The 17,301-nt window shown below is 42.7% G+C and carries 22 protein-coding genes and 2 pseudogenes; 2 read left to right on the forward strand and 22 right to left on the reverse strand.

The window, feature by feature from the left end:
* Positions 1 to 2: 2 nt before the first annotated feature.
* On the forward strand, positions 3 to 443 hold the full coding sequence (locus tag SB847_RS09045) for an SMI1/KNR4 family protein (RefSeq protein ID WP_410577553.1): 441 nt from the start codon (positions 3 to 5) through the stop codon (positions 441 to 443).
* Between the two features lie 37 nt (positions 444 to 480).
* Here the strand turns inward: SB847_RS09045 and SB847_RS09050 are convergent.
* The 6 genes and pseudogenes from SB847_RS09050 to SB847_RS09075 form a co-directional block, all read right to left on the reverse strand.
* Positions 481 to 561: pseudogene (locus tag SB847_RS09050) on the reverse strand (peptidoglycan-binding domain-containing protein); the annotation flags it as partial.
* A gap of 111 nt (positions 562 to 672) precedes the next feature.
* Positions 673 to 1,074, reverse strand: a complete 402-nt coding sequence (locus SB847_RS09055; protein WP_410577554.1) for a DUF1878 family protein — start codon at positions 1,072 to 1,074, stop codon at positions 673 to 675.
* 18 nt (positions 1,075 to 1,092) lie between these two features.
* Positions 1,093 to 1,548 (reverse strand): hypothetical protein, encoded by a 456-nt coding sequence (locus tag SB847_RS09060; protein ID WP_410577556.1) that lies wholly within the window; start codon positions 1,546 to 1,548, stop codon positions 1,093 to 1,095.
* Between the two features lie 334 nt (positions 1,549 to 1,882).
* Positions 1,883 to 1,963 (reverse strand): annotated as a pseudogene (locus tag SB847_RS09065) (peptidoglycan-binding domain-containing protein); the annotation flags it as partial.
* Between the two features lie 33 nt (positions 1,964 to 1,996).
* Positions 1,997 to 2,227 carry a helix-turn-helix domain-containing protein gene (locus tag SB847_RS09070; protein ID WP_127010282.1) on the reverse strand — a complete coding sequence of 77 codons (231 nt, stop codon included), beginning with the start codon at positions 2,225 to 2,227 and terminating at the stop codon, positions 1,997 to 1,999.
* A 250-nt stretch (positions 2,228 to 2,477) separates the two neighbouring features.
* Positions 2,478 to 2,621: a hypothetical protein gene (locus SB847_RS09075; RefSeq protein ID WP_164969218.1), complete on the reverse strand. Its 144-nt coding sequence runs from the start codon at positions 2,619 to 2,621 to the stop codon at positions 2,478 to 2,480.
* Between the two features lie 148 nt (positions 2,622 to 2,769).
* Between SB847_RS09075 and SB847_RS09080 the strand changes: the two genes are divergently transcribed.
* Entirely contained in the window at positions 2,770 to 3,426 is a 657-nt protein-coding gene (locus SB847_RS09080) for a DUF6338 family protein (RefSeq protein WP_410577559.1), read from the forward strand.
* A gap of 218 nt (positions 3,427 to 3,644) precedes the next feature.
* Here the strand turns inward: SB847_RS09080 and SB847_RS09085 are convergent, their stop codons facing one another.
* The 16 genes from SB847_RS09085 to SB847_RS09160 all read right to left on the reverse strand — a co-directional run bounded on the left by SB847_RS09085 (position 3,645) and on the right by SB847_RS09160 (position 17,293).
* Entirely contained in the window at positions 3,645 to 4,799 is a 1,155-nt protein-coding gene (locus tag SB847_RS09085) for an N-acetylmuramoyl-L-alanine amidase (RefSeq protein ID WP_410577561.1), read from the reverse strand.
* 54 nt (positions 4,800 to 4,853) lie between these two features.
* On the reverse strand, positions 4,854 to 5,117 hold the full coding sequence (locus tag SB847_RS09090; RefSeq protein ID WP_410577563.1) for a phage holin: 264 nt from the start codon (positions 5,115 to 5,117) through the stop codon (positions 4,854 to 4,856).
* 15 nt (positions 5,118 to 5,132) lie between these two features.
* Positions 5,133 to 5,402 carry a hemolysin XhlA family protein gene (locus SB847_RS09095; RefSeq protein WP_014470540.1) on the reverse strand — a complete coding sequence of 90 codons (270 nt, stop codon included), beginning with the start codon at positions 5,400 to 5,402 and terminating at the stop codon, positions 5,133 to 5,135.
* Positions 5,403 to 5,478: 76 nt separating this feature from the next.
* On the reverse strand, positions 5,479 to 5,670 hold the full coding sequence (locus SB847_RS09100; RefSeq protein WP_410577565.1) for an XkdX family protein: 192 nt from the start codon (positions 5,668 to 5,670) through the stop codon (positions 5,479 to 5,481).
* Positions 5,660 to 6,082 (reverse strand): hypothetical protein, encoded by a 423-nt coding sequence (locus SB847_RS09105; RefSeq protein ID WP_253600232.1) that lies wholly within the window; start codon positions 6,080 to 6,082, stop codon positions 5,660 to 5,662. Before SB847_RS09105 ends, SB847_RS09100 begins: the two co-directional genes overlap by 11 nt.
* A 12-nt stretch (positions 6,083 to 6,094) precedes the next feature.
* Positions 6,095 to 7,336 (reverse strand): hypothetical protein, encoded by a 1,242-nt coding sequence (locus tag SB847_RS09110; RefSeq protein WP_410577567.1) that lies wholly within the window; start codon positions 7,334 to 7,336, stop codon positions 6,095 to 6,097.
* 14 nt (positions 7,337 to 7,350) lie between these two features.
* Entirely contained in the window at positions 7,351 to 7,980 is a 630-nt protein-coding gene (locus SB847_RS09115; protein ID WP_410577568.1) for a hypothetical protein, read from the reverse strand.
* Entirely contained in the window at positions 7,977 to 9,161 is a 1,185-nt protein-coding gene (locus SB847_RS09120; RefSeq protein ID WP_410577683.1) for a baseplate J/gp47 family protein, read from the reverse strand. Before SB847_RS09120 ends, SB847_RS09115 begins: the two co-directional genes overlap by 4 nt.
* Positions 9,145 to 9,501 carry a DUF2634 domain-containing protein gene (locus SB847_RS09125; RefSeq protein WP_410577570.1) on the reverse strand — a complete coding sequence of 119 codons (357 nt, stop codon included), beginning with the start codon at positions 9,499 to 9,501 and terminating at the stop codon, positions 9,145 to 9,147. Before SB847_RS09125 ends, SB847_RS09120 begins: the two co-directional genes overlap by 17 nt.
* Positions 9,498 to 9,845, reverse strand: a complete 348-nt coding sequence (locus SB847_RS09130) for a Gp138 family membrane-puncturing spike protein (protein WP_016938720.1) — start codon at positions 9,843 to 9,845, stop codon at positions 9,498 to 9,500. The genes SB847_RS09125 and SB847_RS09130 overlap by 4 nt, the downstream gene beginning before the upstream one ends.
* On the reverse strand, positions 9,845 to 10,813 hold the full coding sequence (locus SB847_RS09135; RefSeq protein WP_410577572.1) for a phage protein: 969 nt from the start codon (positions 10,811 to 10,813) through the stop codon (positions 9,845 to 9,847). Before SB847_RS09135 ends, SB847_RS09130 begins: the two co-directional genes overlap by 1 nt.
* Positions 10,797 to 11,156, reverse strand: coding sequence for a phage baseplate plug family protein (locus tag SB847_RS09140; protein ID WP_129003885.1), 360 nt, complete (start codon positions 11,154 to 11,156; stop codon positions 10,797 to 10,799). The genes SB847_RS09135 and SB847_RS09140 overlap by 17 nt, the downstream gene beginning before the upstream one ends.
* A gap of 14 nt (positions 11,157 to 11,170) precedes the next feature.
* Positions 11,171 to 11,728: a LysM peptidoglycan-binding domain-containing protein gene (locus SB847_RS09145; protein WP_410577574.1), complete on the reverse strand. Its 558-nt coding sequence runs from the start codon at positions 11,726 to 11,728 to the stop codon at positions 11,171 to 11,173.
* Positions 11,729 to 16,342 (reverse strand): transglycosylase SLT domain-containing protein, encoded by a 4,614-nt coding sequence (locus SB847_RS09150; protein WP_410577576.1) that lies wholly within the window; start codon positions 16,340 to 16,342, stop codon positions 11,729 to 11,731.
* A gap of 158 nt (positions 16,343 to 16,500) precedes the next feature.
* The gene (locus SB847_RS09155) at positions 16,501 to 16,797 is read right to left on the reverse strand and encodes a hypothetical protein (protein ID WP_410577578.1); all 297 of its coding nucleotides are present in this window, start codon (positions 16,795 to 16,797) and stop codon (positions 16,501 to 16,503) included.
* A 100-nt stretch (positions 16,798 to 16,897) separates the two neighbouring features.
* Positions 16,898 to 17,293, reverse strand: coding sequence for a phage structural protein (locus SB847_RS09160; protein WP_410577580.1), 396 nt, complete (start codon positions 17,291 to 17,293; stop codon positions 16,898 to 16,900).
* Positions 17,294 to 17,301: the final 8 nt, after the last annotated feature.

The following is a 17,301-nucleotide window of genomic DNA, read 5'->3' on the forward strand; positions in this document are numbered from 1 at the left end:
ATATGACAGAGTGGAGATTTGCCGAAGAACCCATCGGGGAAACAACTGTTAAAAAAATCGAAAAGGCTTTAGATATTAAGTTTCCAAACGACTACATTTCAACTATATTAAACAACAATGGAGCACGCCCAAGTAAAAAGATTTTTGACTATGAAAATACAAAAGGCGCAGTTTTTAATCGATTACATGGTCTAACTGAGGATAGTTCAAGTTTTATTTTAGAGGTTTTAGAAGATTATCAGGATGGAAGAATGCTTTCAGGGATAGTCCCTTTCGCCTGTGATCCTTTCGGTAATGAAATCTGTTTCGATTATCGTCAGAATAAAGAAAATCCCTCTGTGGTTTTCTGGGATCATGAAATTGCTTATGAAGACCCTGATGGAGCTTTGAGTTATATATCTGATTCATTTACCGATTTGGTTAATAAACTATACGATGAATAAAAAGATAAATCCCTCCTCATAACGAGAAGGGATTCTCTTATGTTAGTAGAGCTTCAAGCTTCGCTTTTGTTTTCGGCCCATAAATGCCGTCAGCATTCAACCCATACATGGACTTAAAAAACAAAAACCCTTCTCGTCATAAGAAGGACTTTCATTCATCATACGGCCGATACTTTTATCGTTTAAATGCAAAATCCCCCCCGCATTTGCGGAGGGACAAAAATTCTCATTAATTATCTTGCAGTAAAAATTCACAAACATTTGGCTTAATATGCTGTCTTTGAAGACTCATTAATAAATATTTGGTTTCAATTTCAGAAGAAAAGATTTTATCCTTATAACTCTCAAATTCTTTTCTTGTTGGTTTGTCGTTTTTAAAGACTTCTTCAACCGCAATGCCAAACGCATCAAACTTCTTACTCGCAGAGTTTTTTCTTAAATTGAGAGACTCTTTTTCGCCATTAAGACGATTAGAAAAGATGCTTAAAATCTCTACAGTTGCTTCGACTTGCTTCTCATTTAAGTTGTGATCTAAAGCAAACATAAAAAATGGATAATCATCACCATTTATAATTGTTTTTAATAAATAATTTTGGTACTTGAGAAGCTCTACTTCTTTTTCTAAACTCATGGAGTCACTCCTTTATCGTCATCCAATAACTTGCATAATCGCCCATGCAATAGTACGAGCAGCTGATTGCGGCAGCTCCAAATCAAAAATCATAAAATCAACCAACTTTTTCTCAATGTCACTGGAAACTTCGTCAAGGAAATCAGCCAGCTCTTTGGAATACTTTTTAACATAACTTGCATTTTTCTTGCTTAACAGACTTAGTAAATCCCCTGCTAAATCACCGCCGTATCTAAGAGCAAGAACAAGCGCATCTTTCTTCCATCCCTGTGTAGAAAATTCACCGCTTGTATTTCCAACTGATTTGCTTTTAGACTCAGCAATAGTCTGCAACTCAGTTTTTTGAACTTGGGCATACGTTAATAATTCATTACCTTTATTAGAACTTCTTTCTGCCGCAAAAGAGGTTAGTGGGGAAGCTGAAAGCATTATTGTAAAGGCTAAGCAACCAGCAAGAACTTTTTTCTTTAGCATCATTTTCTCCTATTAGTAGATGCATCTACAAGTGTTATTTGGCCCAAACAAATTATAACATTAAAATTTTACTTAAAATACATATTTTTCATAAAATACATTAAATAGTATTTTTGTCATTGTATTACCCGAGTAAAAATAAGTAAGTGTTCTCTTTAATTTATGCGATTCATTACAATACTAATACAAAAACTGGTAGCATTTATTTTGAGTCCACAACGTTGGGTTTAGGTGAAAATAAGTGAATTATAAGAAAATCACTTCCCTTATTCGTTTGGAAATCCATTGTTTATCAAAAAGGTTCGCCCTATTAAATAAAGACAGAACTCTATTTTCACTTTAATAGTGCTTCCTGTTCAGCTTTTGTTCTCGGCCCGTAAATGCCGTCAGCAGTCAACCCATACATGGACTTAAAAAACAAAAAACCCTTCTCGTCATAAGAAGGGCTTCATTCATCATACGGACGATACTTTTTCCGCTCTGCCTCTAATTCTTTTTTTAAAGCTTGTACATGTTCCAGCAAGAATAAAGCCACCGTTCCCACCTTCTTTATCACCTTGAGCCGGCCGCCGCTGACAAGCTGGCTTACGCGCTGCCGGCTAACAGAAAGCAGCTCGGCAACTTCAGCAACCGTCAAAACTTCTTCCTGGATAAACCTAATTTTTTCACTTTCTTTCATGTCGGCTTTCTCTCCACATCATAAAAAATCCTTTTAACAAAATAACCATTACAGCCAAGTATAAAACAAACGTTGTGATTTTCCCAAGGGTACCAGCTTTTTCGTAATCAATAGCCACTATACCAGCAATGATGATAATAAGAGTGGTCATATCAAACGAGCTGTACTGCTTAAAATATTTTTTCATATCGTCGTGGACGTGATATAATAATGGAGCAAGGGGATTTTCTCCCCTTGTCTCACTATGTTTTTAGCGCTTCTTGCTTACCCGGCGGGAGCGCTTTTTCATGTTCTTTTCTCGCTTTTCGCTTTCTTTCTGCCATATATCATAGATGTTTTTGATAATGGTCACGATACCAGCGATGATAAGAACGATGTTTCTGATCTCGTCCACTTTAGCACCTCCTTTCTATACTTCAATTATACAATACCTATTTACCGTTGTAAATAGGTATTGTAAAAAAACTAGAATTTTTTCATCGAACTGCTATAATTTCCTTGTTGGATTGAAAGGAAAGAGTTTATCAGGAAGAGTTCAATAAATGGGAGGTGATGATATAGATATATCAGATTTAGCAGTAAGGCTTTTGTTCTTGTTTCTCCCTGGAATAATTGGTGCAACACTCCTTGACCTATTAACAACTCATAGAAAACGACAAATGTTCCATTTCATTTTACATTCATATCTAATTGGTGTGTTTGCATATGGGATTCTTATGTTTATCGTTTATATCTGCAACCAGTTAAATGATAAACTTTATTGGAAAGTTACATTTTTAAGTTCACTGTTAAACAGCAAAGAGCAAATCAAGGTGTCCGAGGTTTTCCTCGCAACTTTAATCGGTGCAATTTTGGCAATTATCTTAGTGGTAATCATAAATAAAAAGTATATTTTCAAAGTTGCAAACCTTCTGGGAATCTCCAATAAACATGGAGAAGATGATGTTTGGGATTATATATTTAGCGATGAAAGATCAGAATGGGTTATTCTTCGCGACCGTGAAACCAATATCGTTTATCAAGGCGCCATTTCTGCTTATTCACAAAAGGACGACAAAAGAGAGCTTGTATTATCTGAGGTAAAAGTTCACAAGGACGAAGGTTCCGGAGAGCTAAAGGAGCTCTATCAGCAAAATTTTATTTATTTTAACTTTGATGTTAACTCAAAGATAGAAATTGAAATTGAAAGGGGGTGTTGACGTTGAACAAAGACACGAATAAACCTGATCCTAGAGAAATAAAACCAGGACCAAGTATCAATCATGGGTTAAAGGGTGTCCCAAAAACTCAAAGACCACCAAAGCCACCCAGCCAAAATTAATATGGTTAAACTTTTTTTACACAGACAGTCGGGATAGTCCTGACTGTCTGTTTTTTCAAAATCATAATACGGGGTTAAATAATCGGAAAGAGTTATTTACCTCAATAGCGCCTCAAGCTTCACTTTAGTTTTTGATCCATAAATACCATCAGCAGCCAGGCCATACATGGACTGGAACCGTTTGACTGCATTTGCTGTTTTCGGGCCATATGCGCCGTCGATTCCGAAATTCTTTGCATTCTTATCCGGGTAATAGTGGAGCGCCGCCAGCGCCGTCTGAATCTGTTTTACGGCCTCCCCTCGGGTTAACGGACTTGTGACTTTAAAAATACCCGCAGGTAGGCTGAATTTTGATTTTTGTTTTTTTGGCTTTGAGGCTGTTACTTTCTTCTTGCTACCGCTTTTCAGCTCATTATCACTCTTAATATAGGAGACATTCACATATCCGTGGAATGTCTGGCCTTTTGAATTGGTGTATTCAACATATCCCCATCCGTTGACAGTTGATCCAAGCTGATATTTTACAACCGTGCCATTCGGCAGGTTAAGCACCATGGAAGAAGAGGCGCTCCGTTGTGTACGTAAAACAAGGCCATCGCTTGAAACCACCGTGTTTTTGATGAATCTTCCTGTATCTGTATGGGTAACATCCGGATTTGATACAGGCACCGTTACAACCACACCATCCATTCGCTTTTCAACACGGGTCTTAAAATCGGCAAAACCTTTAGAATTGCTTACCCACGGCGCCGGGCAGATTTTATGTGTAATGTCGTAATGTCGTACAATATCATTGGATGGGTCAAGTTTATACATTTTGCACAGCTCGGCACAAACTTGTTCTGCACGGGCAATGGTATCCGGATGGAAAGTGCCGTTCTTTTCAATGCAAAGCTCCACACCGATAGATAAGAAATTTGCATTCGGCTTCAGCGCCGCGACACCTCGATAAGGCTGCCCGTTGACGAATTGCTGAACGTCATTCGCATGATAGGCCACCTCATTCAACGGAATGATACAAATAGCCTCTGTACGATCGACAAAAATATGTGCAGATGCAAACGTCTGTTTTTTCTCAGACAGATTTCTGTTCTGTGCGGGGAGCGTTTGACCAAAGTATCTATAATGATTGGCAGCAGACGCGCCGGGGTTTGCCGTGTAATGTACGGCCAGTTTCTTCACGCCGTTGTTTTTAATTCCCGGCCGCGTCCATTTATTAATATCAATATATTGGTTTTTAAATGCTGACATAAAAATCTCTCCTATTCTGTTTTGAAATATAAAAAGGCCGCCGAACGGCAGCTCTTACTTGGTTAAATCGTGCTGTTTTAAAACGGCTTTTTGCTTATGGCCTTTTTCAGTCACATAGTTGTTTTTGAACCATGCTACCAGTGACATGATGATCGCAAACCCGATGGAGCCGCCTAAATAAACCGCGTCCGCAAGGTCATTCACTTGATCATCTGCAATCGGTAGCACATCTTTACCAAACATCACTAAAACTTGGTTTACCAGAGCAATAAAAAGAAGCACAGTCCGGACGACTGTACCTTTGTCGAATTTTTTCATATGTTATTTTCCTCCTTATTTTTGCAGCAGGTTATACATGATCGCGATAGCCCCGCCGATAAATCCGGTGCTGACGGCCGTTATTATGGCTCCTGTGATGGTCCGTTTGATCCAAGTCGTATTCTCATCAATTTTGTTCAGCTTTTCGTTTAACGAAATGATTTGCTGATCATGCCTGTCTGAAGAACGCTCAAGGACACTTACCCGCTGTTCAAGAGTCTTTTGACCGGCTTTAACCTCTGTAATTTCTTTTTGTAAAGCATTCACTTCCGGTACCTCCGTCATTTGTGACATTAGTACGCCCCCCCTTTTATCTATCTCATACGCTTCACCTCCTTCGAGGCAAAATAAAAAAGCCTTATTAATTGGCTTCTGTTTGATCCTCGTATGGCTGCCCTGTTACTTCTTGAAACTGATCCGGTGTAACATACATCGCAGCCACACCCTCTTTCATATCGTCGATGGTACAATCGTTAAAACCCATTGCCTGCTTTACCATTGCGGTTGTCGCCCACTTGTAGAACAAGGCATATACCCAGAAATTAAGATTCACTGGTCACCCCTCCTTCCAATTCCAACAATTTAAGCTTTAAGGCGGCAAGCTGTTTGCCCATTGAAATATTGACTGCTTCAGCCTGCTTTCGTGCTATGATTTCATCTGTAAGCTGCATCCCAAGAGCCTGCTGGCCTTCTTCAGCTTGCTTTCTTGCAAGCTCTTCTGCTGATAGTTGTTTACCGATTGCAGAAATCTGCTCCATTAAGGGATTGGGTTCAGGAATGCCTTTGGTTTGATCAATGTACTCCCGAGTCGCAGCTTCAACCCATTCACCTTTAATCTCGTCAAATTCCGGGTCGTACATGCCAGGTTTTATTTGCGCTTTTGTACTATTCGGCGGCAGCTCTTTCCCCTCAATATCAGCTTCACCTATATACTTTTTATTCTCGTCGTAAAATAGAACATGCATATTCTCCCCTCCTTACCATAATGGGATTGGTTTATCGAATGATACCCGGGTTACCGCTGAGTTATCATTTGCCATCATACCGTCATACCTCAACTCGCCATTTGTTGTGAAAGCAAACCGGGCAGTCCCGTATGATCCAATTGTCGGAACAACAAAATCAAGTAGGCGGGTAGGTTTATATGCGAATTTTGCCACAACGGTTCCTATAGATGGCAGGGAACCGAATGATCCAGCCAGCCACAAGGTATTATTTACTACCGAAAACATAAACGGGAAACTTAAATCCTGCTTCGCCCCGTTAATAAGTGATACAGTATTCCAAGACGGTGATAAATCACCATCTGACAAAAGACGTTTCCACCCGCTCCAAGTCAGGCTGCCGTCTACATAATTGGAAAAAACATTATTTTTGAAGTCTACCGCGATTACATAACCGTATGTCCCCATTCCGTTGCTGTCTAATGAGGTTAAATGAAAAAACCCCCTTGTAGAGCTTGTGCTGGGGGCATTTACCGCTTTTCCCGTTGAATAAAAAGTGCCGAATCGCTTCCCACTTTGAACAATTTTGCTGTAAAAGTCATCTGTATCACTAATAGATACAAGAGCGCCTCCCGCGTCATCAGTTATTTTCGATAATTGCCCATTGTTCCATTTCTCCCGTTCTGCCTTTGATGTGTGGCGTTCTCCATTGTTGTCGTGTTGGCGAAACGCATAATAGTCGGCCTGTCTAACATTTTCAACGTTACTAAGCCCGATCTGGTCCTTTGTAACCTCATGAGGGTTGTTTTTATCGTCGATATGTTTATCGGCGTATTCCTTGGCATTCCTTTCGGCCGTAGCAGCTTTATTTGATGCACCTGTTGTTGTCTCCTTGGCATCCCAGTTTACGCGCTCTGTAGCTGTAATATGGCGGTCATTGTCATTGGTATGTGTATCAAAATCGACTTTGGAAGCCTGCTGCACATTGTCAACGTTACCCAGCCCCACTTGTGCTTTTGTTGTCTTGTGCGGGTTGTCAGTCCGTCTTTCGTGCTTGTCAGTATAAGCTTCGGCATCAGATACGGCTGAAGAAACATCTTCTTTCGTTGCTCCGATCGTTTGCAACTCTTTCAAAGCCTGATAGGCCGTATATTGATACCAGTTAAACCAATCGGCCGGCGGATGGTCCATCGGCTTATACCCTTGATCAATGGACGTTTGCGGCGGCCGCTGACCGGGGTTCCCCCATTCTGGTAATTCTTTTATAAAAGGCATATGCTTCACACTCCTTAAATTGGTAACGGGTAATCATCTTCTGGCCGGAAGATGCCCCCCAGGGTCCCGCCGTCTTTTCCATCAGAAGAAAACCCATATTCGCTTGTTTCTATGGTGCTGGCTGATGATGAAAAACAGAAAGTGCCGTTTAAATCCACATAAGCAACTCGAACCCCCGCAGCCACCGTTTTTTGAACGATGTTCGAAAATTGCGTTTCGCTCATTCCTACCTTACTTAATGCCTCGATCGGCGCCTTTTTCACAATGATTGCAGCTGGTTCATCCTGGTTGTTTTCTTTGCTGGTCACAATGTTTATTTCACTCGGCTTGCAGTTCAATGTTTTCGCCAGCGCTTCAATAATCCGGTTCGTTGTCCCGTCTGAGGCATTCCGGGCTACCTTTCCACGAATGAGCACGCGGTATATTTCATCAGTGGCCCGCCCCCGATCCTGGGCAACGTTATCCCCGAGAAGGTCCAGCGATTTCCCGCGCGCCGCGTCAATATCCCGCCATTGTTCCGCCGTTGTCAGTGATTTTTTTAATGCTGTCAATTGTTCATCAACAATTAAAAAAAGCTTCCCGATATTGCTCTTTTCGTCTTTCAAGAACGCATCAGTTAGCTTTCCTATTAAATCTTTGATCATATCAGATTCACCACTATTTCAGAGAAGTGAACTTGCGCAACTTCTCTCGGTTCAATTGTAATATTTGACTGACCGAGAGAAGCCGCATCTTTCCCGATTTGTATAGTCACATCTGAAACCCCATTCACCTGATATACAGCGTTAAAAAGTTGCGACAGAATAACGTCGTCACCCATCTGCGAGCCGGTAAAAGATGAACCATTTTCATCAATCCCGCCAATTTTATATACGAGATTGTTTTTGATCTGACTCACGCCGTCAGCAGGGAATGAAGCGTTTGTTTTTAAATCAAGCTGCACATAAATTTTCACTTCTTTTGCAAAATCAAATTTGACATCGTGATCCAAACCACTTGCATCCGTAATGACAACCGATTGTTCTCCGACTGTTTCAATACCTGCCGCCACGCTGTCAAACAGAGCTTGCGCCACGTCTACTTTTGTTCCCCCGAGGACATAGGCATGAATGCTTTTCGGTGGATTGCCGTCCGCATCCGTTTGCATGGTATTGTTTGCAACTATATTTGCTGAACGAACGCCCGAAACGGCAAGTAATGCCGAAATGATGCCACCATTCGTAGAAGCAGAACTGCCCTCAACAGACTTTTTAATCCGTGCCCGGAATTCTGGATCAGATTCCTCGTCAGTACCGCCGGAAGCTGCTTCCGGATTATTCACTGAATAAACGCCTTCTAACGTCTCGGCCTGTTCAGTAATGGTATTGGCCGCGACATTGTTAATAATCCCTTTAGACAGCGACACAGCCGCACCTGTTCCCGTCCCATCATACCCGATTACAACGTCCTCGATTAGTTCGAAATAAATACCGGATTCCGTTGTATATTGGGTTTGTTCTTCTATGACGAAACCGGGTTCCCCCGTAAAAAACAAAGTAGTGACCGCCTCGGCTGCCGGCTCCCGGCTTATACCGAAATTACTTCCCAACCTGTCCAACTGAACGCCCTCCGATTTACTGACAAAGCCGCTATTATAAACCCGCTCTGCAATGTCCCAAATTCCCGCCAAAAACCAAGCAAAAATACGTAGGATAATGCCTAATGGCGTTTTGCTTGACGTGTTTATATCTTCGCCAAACAGCTCCTTCGCTTTGTCCTCCATGCCGTCAAGAAGCTCCGAATAGGTCTGCCGTTGGAATCCTGTTTCATCAAGCAAGATCAACACCCCCCAGTTCGATTGTTTGGTCATCCTCTTTCTTCATTTTCAAGTGGACAGATAGGTTTCGTGTCTCTTTATCATAAGAAAACTCAACCGTTTCAACGCTCGCAATGCGCTCGTCTTGTGTCACAGCATTAATGATGTCGTATTGCGCCTCTTCTTGGTCAAAGCCTTTCCCGACAATGTTACTCCGATCCAAGCCGAAATGTTCATCCAGAGTAAATTCCCCTAACCGTGTTTTTAAGGTTAATTCGACTGATTGAGCAATTTCCTCGTTCCCCTCGACCATCTGAAGAGTGCCGTTTTCAAAACATAGATCACCGTCTACAAGCTTGAGCGTTTTCATCCTTCCCACACTCCTATGACCACCGGATCATTGATACTGTGCGTTCGTCGAGAATCAGGATCAAACGTTTTGTTTCCATCCAAGTTATCAAGGGATCTTTCAGCGAATGAAACAAAGACCGAGGAACCAACTTTTATATCAGGTTCAACATGCTTTAAAACTGGTGCATGCTCGATTAACGGGTATTCATGAAGGTATTCACCATCATTCATAAGAAACAACAATTGCAGATCAGCAGTATGCTTTTCCGCATTGTATTTCACAACGCGAGCCGGGGCCAGTGTATGGATGGATAGTTTGATTCTTTTCTCAAAAGCATCGAAAAACCTCGTCGCTTTACTCATTACATCACCTTGCATTCTGTGAAAAAGTCTCTTCCATCAAACGAATGGGTGCCTTCCTTCACTCGATATTTTCCTTTTGCTGTTTTGCTGTTGATTTCAATAATTGAAGCAACAGCGATTCGGTGCTGAAGAAGACACTTCACCTTATAACCTTTGAAATTATCTTCCTCGACCTGCTCAGGTGTTTCAATTAGCCCGGTGGCCTCTTCTAATTTGAAACGCTCATCATCGCCCTGATTAAGTGGGCGAATAACCGGTTTCCCTCGTCGATAGTACATAACGGCTCCGGCATCATGTATGACTTCTTCTAAATTATTTTCTATTAAGCCAGTCACCCGGTAACCCTTTTTGTACACCTTATTTTTCGGCAGGATAATGTTTTTCACTTTAATTCCGAGAACGCGTAGCAGTTTATCTATAATTTGCCTCGAAGTGGTTCCGGCTTTAAAAGTAATCTTCATGTATCGTTTGCGATACCTAACCTCTTCCCGCGTCCCGTAATTCCTGACAGTTTTGTACGTTCGGCCGTTTTTGTCTTTCTTGACAGTAACAACCGGCTTTGCAAGCTTATATCTTTTTTTGACGTAATATTTCTCGGCTGGATCAGCATTGGCAGTTGTCACTTTCATATGAGTATAATCGTCGCCGTCTTTTGAATAAATCGACGTTACCTTATCCAAACCGTTCCAGTTATTCAGAACCTTTGTCACTTTGCCAATCGTCAAAACGCCGTAATCGTCTCGATACCCGGCCTGAACCGTTATTGTGCTGCCTTTTTTTATCTTGTTGATCGAATCTTTGCTGAGATTGTAAATCTCAACTTTTGTTTCATTGGGTTTGAAATCATCATCGAAGGGCACTTCAAAATGAATTTCTAAATCCTTGTAATCAAATGTGGTCTGCGAACTGCCGTTATCAATGGTTATTTTGACAACCCGGCCAAACAACTTTTTATTCGTCGTCGCCAATGTCATCCCCCTCCGATCCGTCAGCTACATCATCAATAAAAAGAAACACGGTTTCCATGAAATTCTTATATGTAACCCGTGTTTCTGAATTTGATTCATCTAAAGGGATAAGGGCGGGGGCCGGCAGGTTTTCATTTACAATGTCAGTCCACAGAGGAACGTTAAGTATAAGCTTCTCGCCCAGCACGATAGGCGTCATATCCTGCTCATATAAATCCAGTGAAAAACTATCATCGGATTGATTGTAATTTATACGCAGAATAAACGTGTCATCCGCTAAATCAAATTCGAACTGCTGCGGAATATCCTCTTTATCAAAAGGAATGTAGTCCCTCGTAGCCATTTCCCGTGCCCTCCCTATTTAATCCGCATCTTTACCCCGATAGGTATTCTTCTGTCAGGCCATGGATTGAGCCGCCTCAATGCGCTGACAGTAGTTCCGTATTTGCGGGCGCAGCCCCAATACGTATCACCCTTTTTCACCTTGTGATAAATCTTGCTGGATTTTTTTGTGTTTTTTTTCTTATTAGCCTTTTTCTTTTTTCCGGCTGTTTTCACTTTCTTTTTAACCCACGGGCTTTTTGCAATGCGGATTTCTTGTAAAGAGATTGTTATCGCAAACCCGTTTGAAAATTCCCCTGTATCGCGGTCGATTTTCGTAATGATCACGTCTTTTGCGACCTTTCGCCCGGTATAGGTTAGGAGATTGCCGGCATATGCTTGCTTTTTTAAATATTCATAGTCGCTATTTGCCGTCTTCCCAAGTAAATAACCGGAAACACTTGTGGTTTCCGGTTTTCTCTGCACATGGTCGGTAATCGGCACGCCTTTTTCAACGGGATAAGATGTGACTTCCACATCCGCCCCGTCTGATTCTTTTTCGTTAACAAGATTGACCTTCCCAAGCTTCGCCAATTAATAAACCCCCTCCGCTTGAAAAAGAGCCGCCAGGCTGTCGTAAGAGTCTTCCAGTGATTGGGTGATAGCCTTTGAAATATCAGTTTCAACTTTTGCACTTCCGCCCTCAACTTTTACATTGATAGACGGGCTGAATGTAATATTTACAGACGTTCCACCGCTGCTGCTTGCTGCTTTTTCTGGTGTATATCCAGTTTCAGCCCCAAGCTCTTTGCCGAGCGCAGCATACATTCCCAGTGATTGATTACGGTAACGCGGTTCAGTCGTGATGACATATTCCCGCCAACCGTTTTCCCCGAGTGCCGCAACCTGCGGGCTATTGATTACGCCGCCTGTTGCATATCCTCTGTACGGCCCGCCGTGCGCCATTGATACCAAGCCGGGATGTTTCATGATACCGCCATATCTGCTGTTCAGATAGTTAATAGACGCTAGAATTTGATCAACCGGATTTTTAATATTTCCGTGTCCAGGTTCTTTATGGGCGTTAAAGGTGCTTGGGATGAACTGCATTAACCCCTGTGACGGGTGGCCGGCTTTTGCATTGGAATCCCAATTGTTAACAACATTGGGGTTTCCGCCTGATTCTTTCATTGCGATTGTTTCGAGTGCCCCTGCGTATTCAGGGCCTAAATGCTTAATTGACAGCGCCTGAGCTACCCACTTTTTGACGGCTTTCGAGCCGCCGCCTGAAAAGCTGGCAGAGTAACTGGACATTTTGCCTTTGACAAAACCTACAGCCTTATTTTTGACAAAGTTAAAAGCCCCTTTTGCGAGATCACCGAACGAGCCAGCCATAGAAGGTGCAGAGACACCCATTTTTTCTAACACTTTTGTTAAAAGCTTAGAGGGGTGCCCGATGTAATCAAAAACATCAACAGCAACATCTTTCACTTTGCCAGCAACGGATTTCACACCATTCCATGCATTTGTGAATATATTTCCTTCTGTGCCTTTCGCGTATGCTGGAACTCCCGCTAATGCAGCCCTTGTCTGTTTTGCAGATAAGACCGCAGTGCCTTTTGGAAGGTTCATCAGTGTATCTGTTGCAGGGCTGAGCCCTACTTGTCCTGAAGGTGTCCGATACATTTCAGGGCCAGCGTTTGCCCCTTTACCGTCTCCCAGTATCGCCGGACCTCCTGGGTGTCCTCCGGTTCCGTGTGCATATTTAGGTACTTCCCATTTTGGGATATGCTTATCTTTCAAACCGATCTTATCGAGTACCCAGTTTACTCCGCCGATTACACCATTTACGCCTTTTCCGAGTGCGCCGGAAAGTTTGTTCGCTAAGCTAGTCACACCAGATACAGCCTTGTGAGCCATGTTCTTAATTCCATCACCGATTCTGCCCGGTAATTTCTTGGCCCCGTCAACTAAATCGTTGAAACGATCCATGACTTTCTTTCGCAGATCATATGCCAATAACGCGACTTTATTTTTTATATAAAGCCATCTGTCAGTGATTGCTGCACCCATATTGCTTACAAGCTTTTTCACCATTCCTACTGCACTAGAGAAGATTTGCTTCACTCCGTCCCACATCATGCGGAAATTCCCAGTGAATAAGCCTTTGAAAACCTTCACTATTCCCATAATAATGCCGATTGCACCCTGTATGATCGCAATGATATTTTTAAGTGCAACTTGAATTATCGAGAGCACAACCGGAAACACAGCAGTCACGATATTTAGGATGAAACGGATCGCCGGAATTACAACCGTAGTAATGATGTTTGCCAAGGCTTGCAGTAGAGAAACAACAATAGGCAGCACCATCTGAATGATCTGCACAATTTGCGGAAAGACCTGCTGGACCACCTGAATTAAAATTGGTAAAGCCGCCTGCGCAAGCTGCAAAATAATATTTGCCGCTAAAGTAAGAAGCTGCGCGACAACCGGGAGGACCGCCAAAATGACCTGCCCTATGATCGGAAATACCTGTTGCACCGCAGTTAAAATCAACGGCAGAATTTGCATGGCAATTTGTCCGATTGTTGATCCGAGTAATTGAATCAGTTGAACCACAATCGGCAGAGCCTGCTGGATGATATTCATAATCAAAGGAAAGACCATCTGAATTGTCTGAACCAGGATAGGCAGAACAGTCTGGATTATCGTAACGATAACCCCTGAAAAACTGCTGACTAATTGAATGATGATAGGTAAGACCGCATTTATCACGCTGAGAATGACCGGAAAAACAGTCTGAAATCCTTGAACAAGTAACGGCAAAATTGAACTGACAATTTGCAATACACTCGTCATTAATTGCCCTGATACCTGCATCCATGCAGTTAATAGCTGCTGGATCAATGGAATCAATTGTGGGCCAATCGTTGAAAGTGTTTGTGAAACGGCTGCGGCTAAAAGAACAAGATTTCCTGTAAGCTGAATGAACGTCTGTTGCATTTGACCAGCTAATTGCTGAAATTGCGGTGTCAGTTGTGCTACCAGTTGACTGAAAACTTGCTGTACTGTCGTGATAATCGGCTGAATGGCCGTGAATACCGTTGTCAGCACAGATTGAACAGTCGCCCACGCCGAATGAATTGCACTGCTGACCGCTTGGTTTGCATCTTTCAAACGATACAAATACCCTACAAAACTGAGGATCGCCCCAATTGCTATCCCTATCGGTCCGGATACTCCCAAGAAAGAAAGGCCAATCGACGCAATAATAGGAGCAATTATTGACACAATCCCTTGAAAGCTTGATAAACCAATCTTGAGTTGATTCATAAAGCCTTTAATAAAGCTGTTCAGCCCTTCGGTTAATCCCTTTCCGAAAAAGTCGGTTACTCGTTTTCCTGCATTCTGAACAAATGAGGAAACAGTATCAACTGCCGTTTTGTAAGCAGCCTCGATCCCGGCGACCAAATGAGGGTGTGACTCGCCCAACCGATCCCATAATTTTAAGGATTCAGCTTGCATCTTATGAATTGCGGATACAGCAACCCTTTGCGAATCCTCAAACCCTTTCATAAATGCAGGTTTAAGCCCCTGTACCTCTTTAATCATGGTATGGAAGGCACTGACTACCGCAGTTTTTCCGGTATCCGCAAAACGCTTCATGGCATCCGTAGCCGGTTTGAATCGCTCTTGAAGCTTGTCAAAATTCTTGTAAAGCATATAAATGCCTGTTACAAGCAAGACAATTGAGCCAGCGACTACATAGACTGTCCCTGACATGGCAGCAAGCCCCGTTACTACCGGGCCAATGAACATCCAAAGACTGCTCAGAGCCCCGAGAAACCCATTAAATAACCCCACTCCTATTGCCAAAGGCGATAAAAGCAGGGTTAAAACAGGGATGAGCAATAAAAATCCTTGTATCATTTTCGCCAGCACCGGATGAGCTTTATTGAACTGAATGATCATCTTTCCGATCGCAGTAACGCCTTTATAAATTGACATGGCAACGGTTCCGAACACTTCAAGGGCCGGCTGAATTGCTTTTAAAAGAGTGCTGCACATTTGTTCCCAAGCCTTTGAATAACCGGGAACGGTCTGTGTGGCCGCCTTGTGTAACCCTTGGAATAGGAAAAAGTTTGTGAAGGCTGCGCCAAGCGCTACCATCTGAAAACGCATATACCCCTGTGTTATCATGGCTGTCATATCTTGAAGCTGTTTCATATTTGCAGTTGGCCCGAGCATCTTCAAGGCCAAGTGTGCCGCAGTTCCCTGCTTCGCCATATTTTCAAGGGTATTTGAGACGGCAAGCCCCGCTTTGTTGACTTGGTATAACGGGTTCGCCATCCTGTCATAATTGGCAGCAATCTTTTCCGATTGGGTTGACATTGCCATAATCGTTCCGATGGACTGCAACATACTCATGCGCATCATTTTATTATTTTTGATCATGTTGTCAGTAACCGCTTTATGCTCACGGCCTAGCCTGTACACTTCATCCATGAACTGTTCATTTGTCCCGGTCCAGTTGTCCATTTCTTGGCCTAACTGAAAGAAGCCATATCTTGCCCGTATCAGCTCGTTACGGAAACCATTCATTCCGTATCTTTCCTCATTCCAAGCCCGTCGCATTTCATTGACCATTTGAATAGTATCTGCTTCAAGTCCGCGTGTCGAGCCGCGCAAAAAGTCCATTTCCCGCCCGTAATAACGCATACCCCTGTAATCAGGGGCAGGCATGGCCGCCGCGGTTTGTGATGATCCCCCGTTAACCCGGCGCATGTCCACATTATGCAAATTGTTTCGCAGCCTATCAACTTGATCATTTGCATTGTTTAATGATGATTGGTCAACGTCGATGCTCACGCGTGACGGTATATTTTGCACTAATCTGTTCGTTTGTTGAATGGTCCGGTTAAGGCTTTCCACATGAGACGTCATAAGGTCAAATGCGGGGCCAAGATTTTCAATTGTCCGCACAGCAGTTTGTAGCGAAGAACTGTCAAGAATCATACTCATGTTCCTGAACCTTCGCTGCTCCCTGTGCATGTTGGACATTTGCGTTCGCATTTGAGAAAAATGGCCGGCCGCATTATCCGTATGATCAACAAGTCTATCAATCTGGCGATTTGCTCGTTCAAGAGGGGAGGTATCAACGTTTAATTCCACATCAATATGCGTACTCCGCAAGGCGTCTGTCAACGTTTAACCCCCCTTATTTCTTTTTGTTTCGTTTGTTTTCTTCAGCCAGATGGATGTCCAAAGCCGCATTGGCTTCGAGTAACGTATCGAGGTCCATTGCTGAAACCTCTGTGAAAGAAAACTTCTCAGACATCACAAGCCGATACATAGGCCAGTTGTCACTCGCCTTCTTTTTGTAGAAGTGTTTCGGCTTCATTTTCGGCGCTAAGAAAGGTCTGAACCTCTTTCATCAGCTCAAGGAAACCAGGTTTTTCATCAAAATAGCCATAGCTTACTTTTGGTTCAACAACTACTTCTTTCATGTACAGTTCATACAGTTTCGCAGACGAAAACATTCCTGTATTGATATTGATAGCCTCATCGTTAAATTCAATTGAACGACGCGTTCCTGGGTGTTGAAGAGTGTACTCAGTTCCTTGGATTGTTACTTTCTTTTGTTTACCGAATTTTGACATAGGTTTTCCCTCCGATTGTTTGGTTTGCATATATTGAAAAGCAGCCCGAGTGGACTGCTTTTTTGCATTTGATTTTTTTCTTTTCGACATGATTAATACCTTACTGATCTAAAACTGTATAATCGAAAACTTGAATTTCAAATTCACGATCTCCGATTTCGTCACCGAATTCAGCATCGGCAGGCTTTTTCACCATGGCTTCAGTGCCGCCGATTTTCTCCTGTCCGCCAGTAACCCATATCGGAAATGTTTTGGCCGTGTTTGCCAAGCCATTTAAATAAGGCACAAACGGCGAACCCATTGACAGAGTAAGCGTAATTGTGCCTAACGGATTGTTTTTTGTTGCAACGCTCACATCACCTTTAGCGCTGACTTTTGTTGAAAACTTTTCTTCGTCTTTAGCACACGAAACCATGGTACCTTCAGAATAACCAGTAACGATTTTCCCGTCGATATTCGTGTTGACCTCGTTCGCATCGTAAACATAAGCAGCCATTGACTATT

Source organism: Bacillus sp. SIMBA_026, assembly GCF_046535335.1.
In the GTDB taxonomy this organism is placed as follows: domain Bacteria; phylum Bacillota; class Bacilli; order Bacillales; family Bacillaceae; genus Bacillus; species Bacillus velezensis.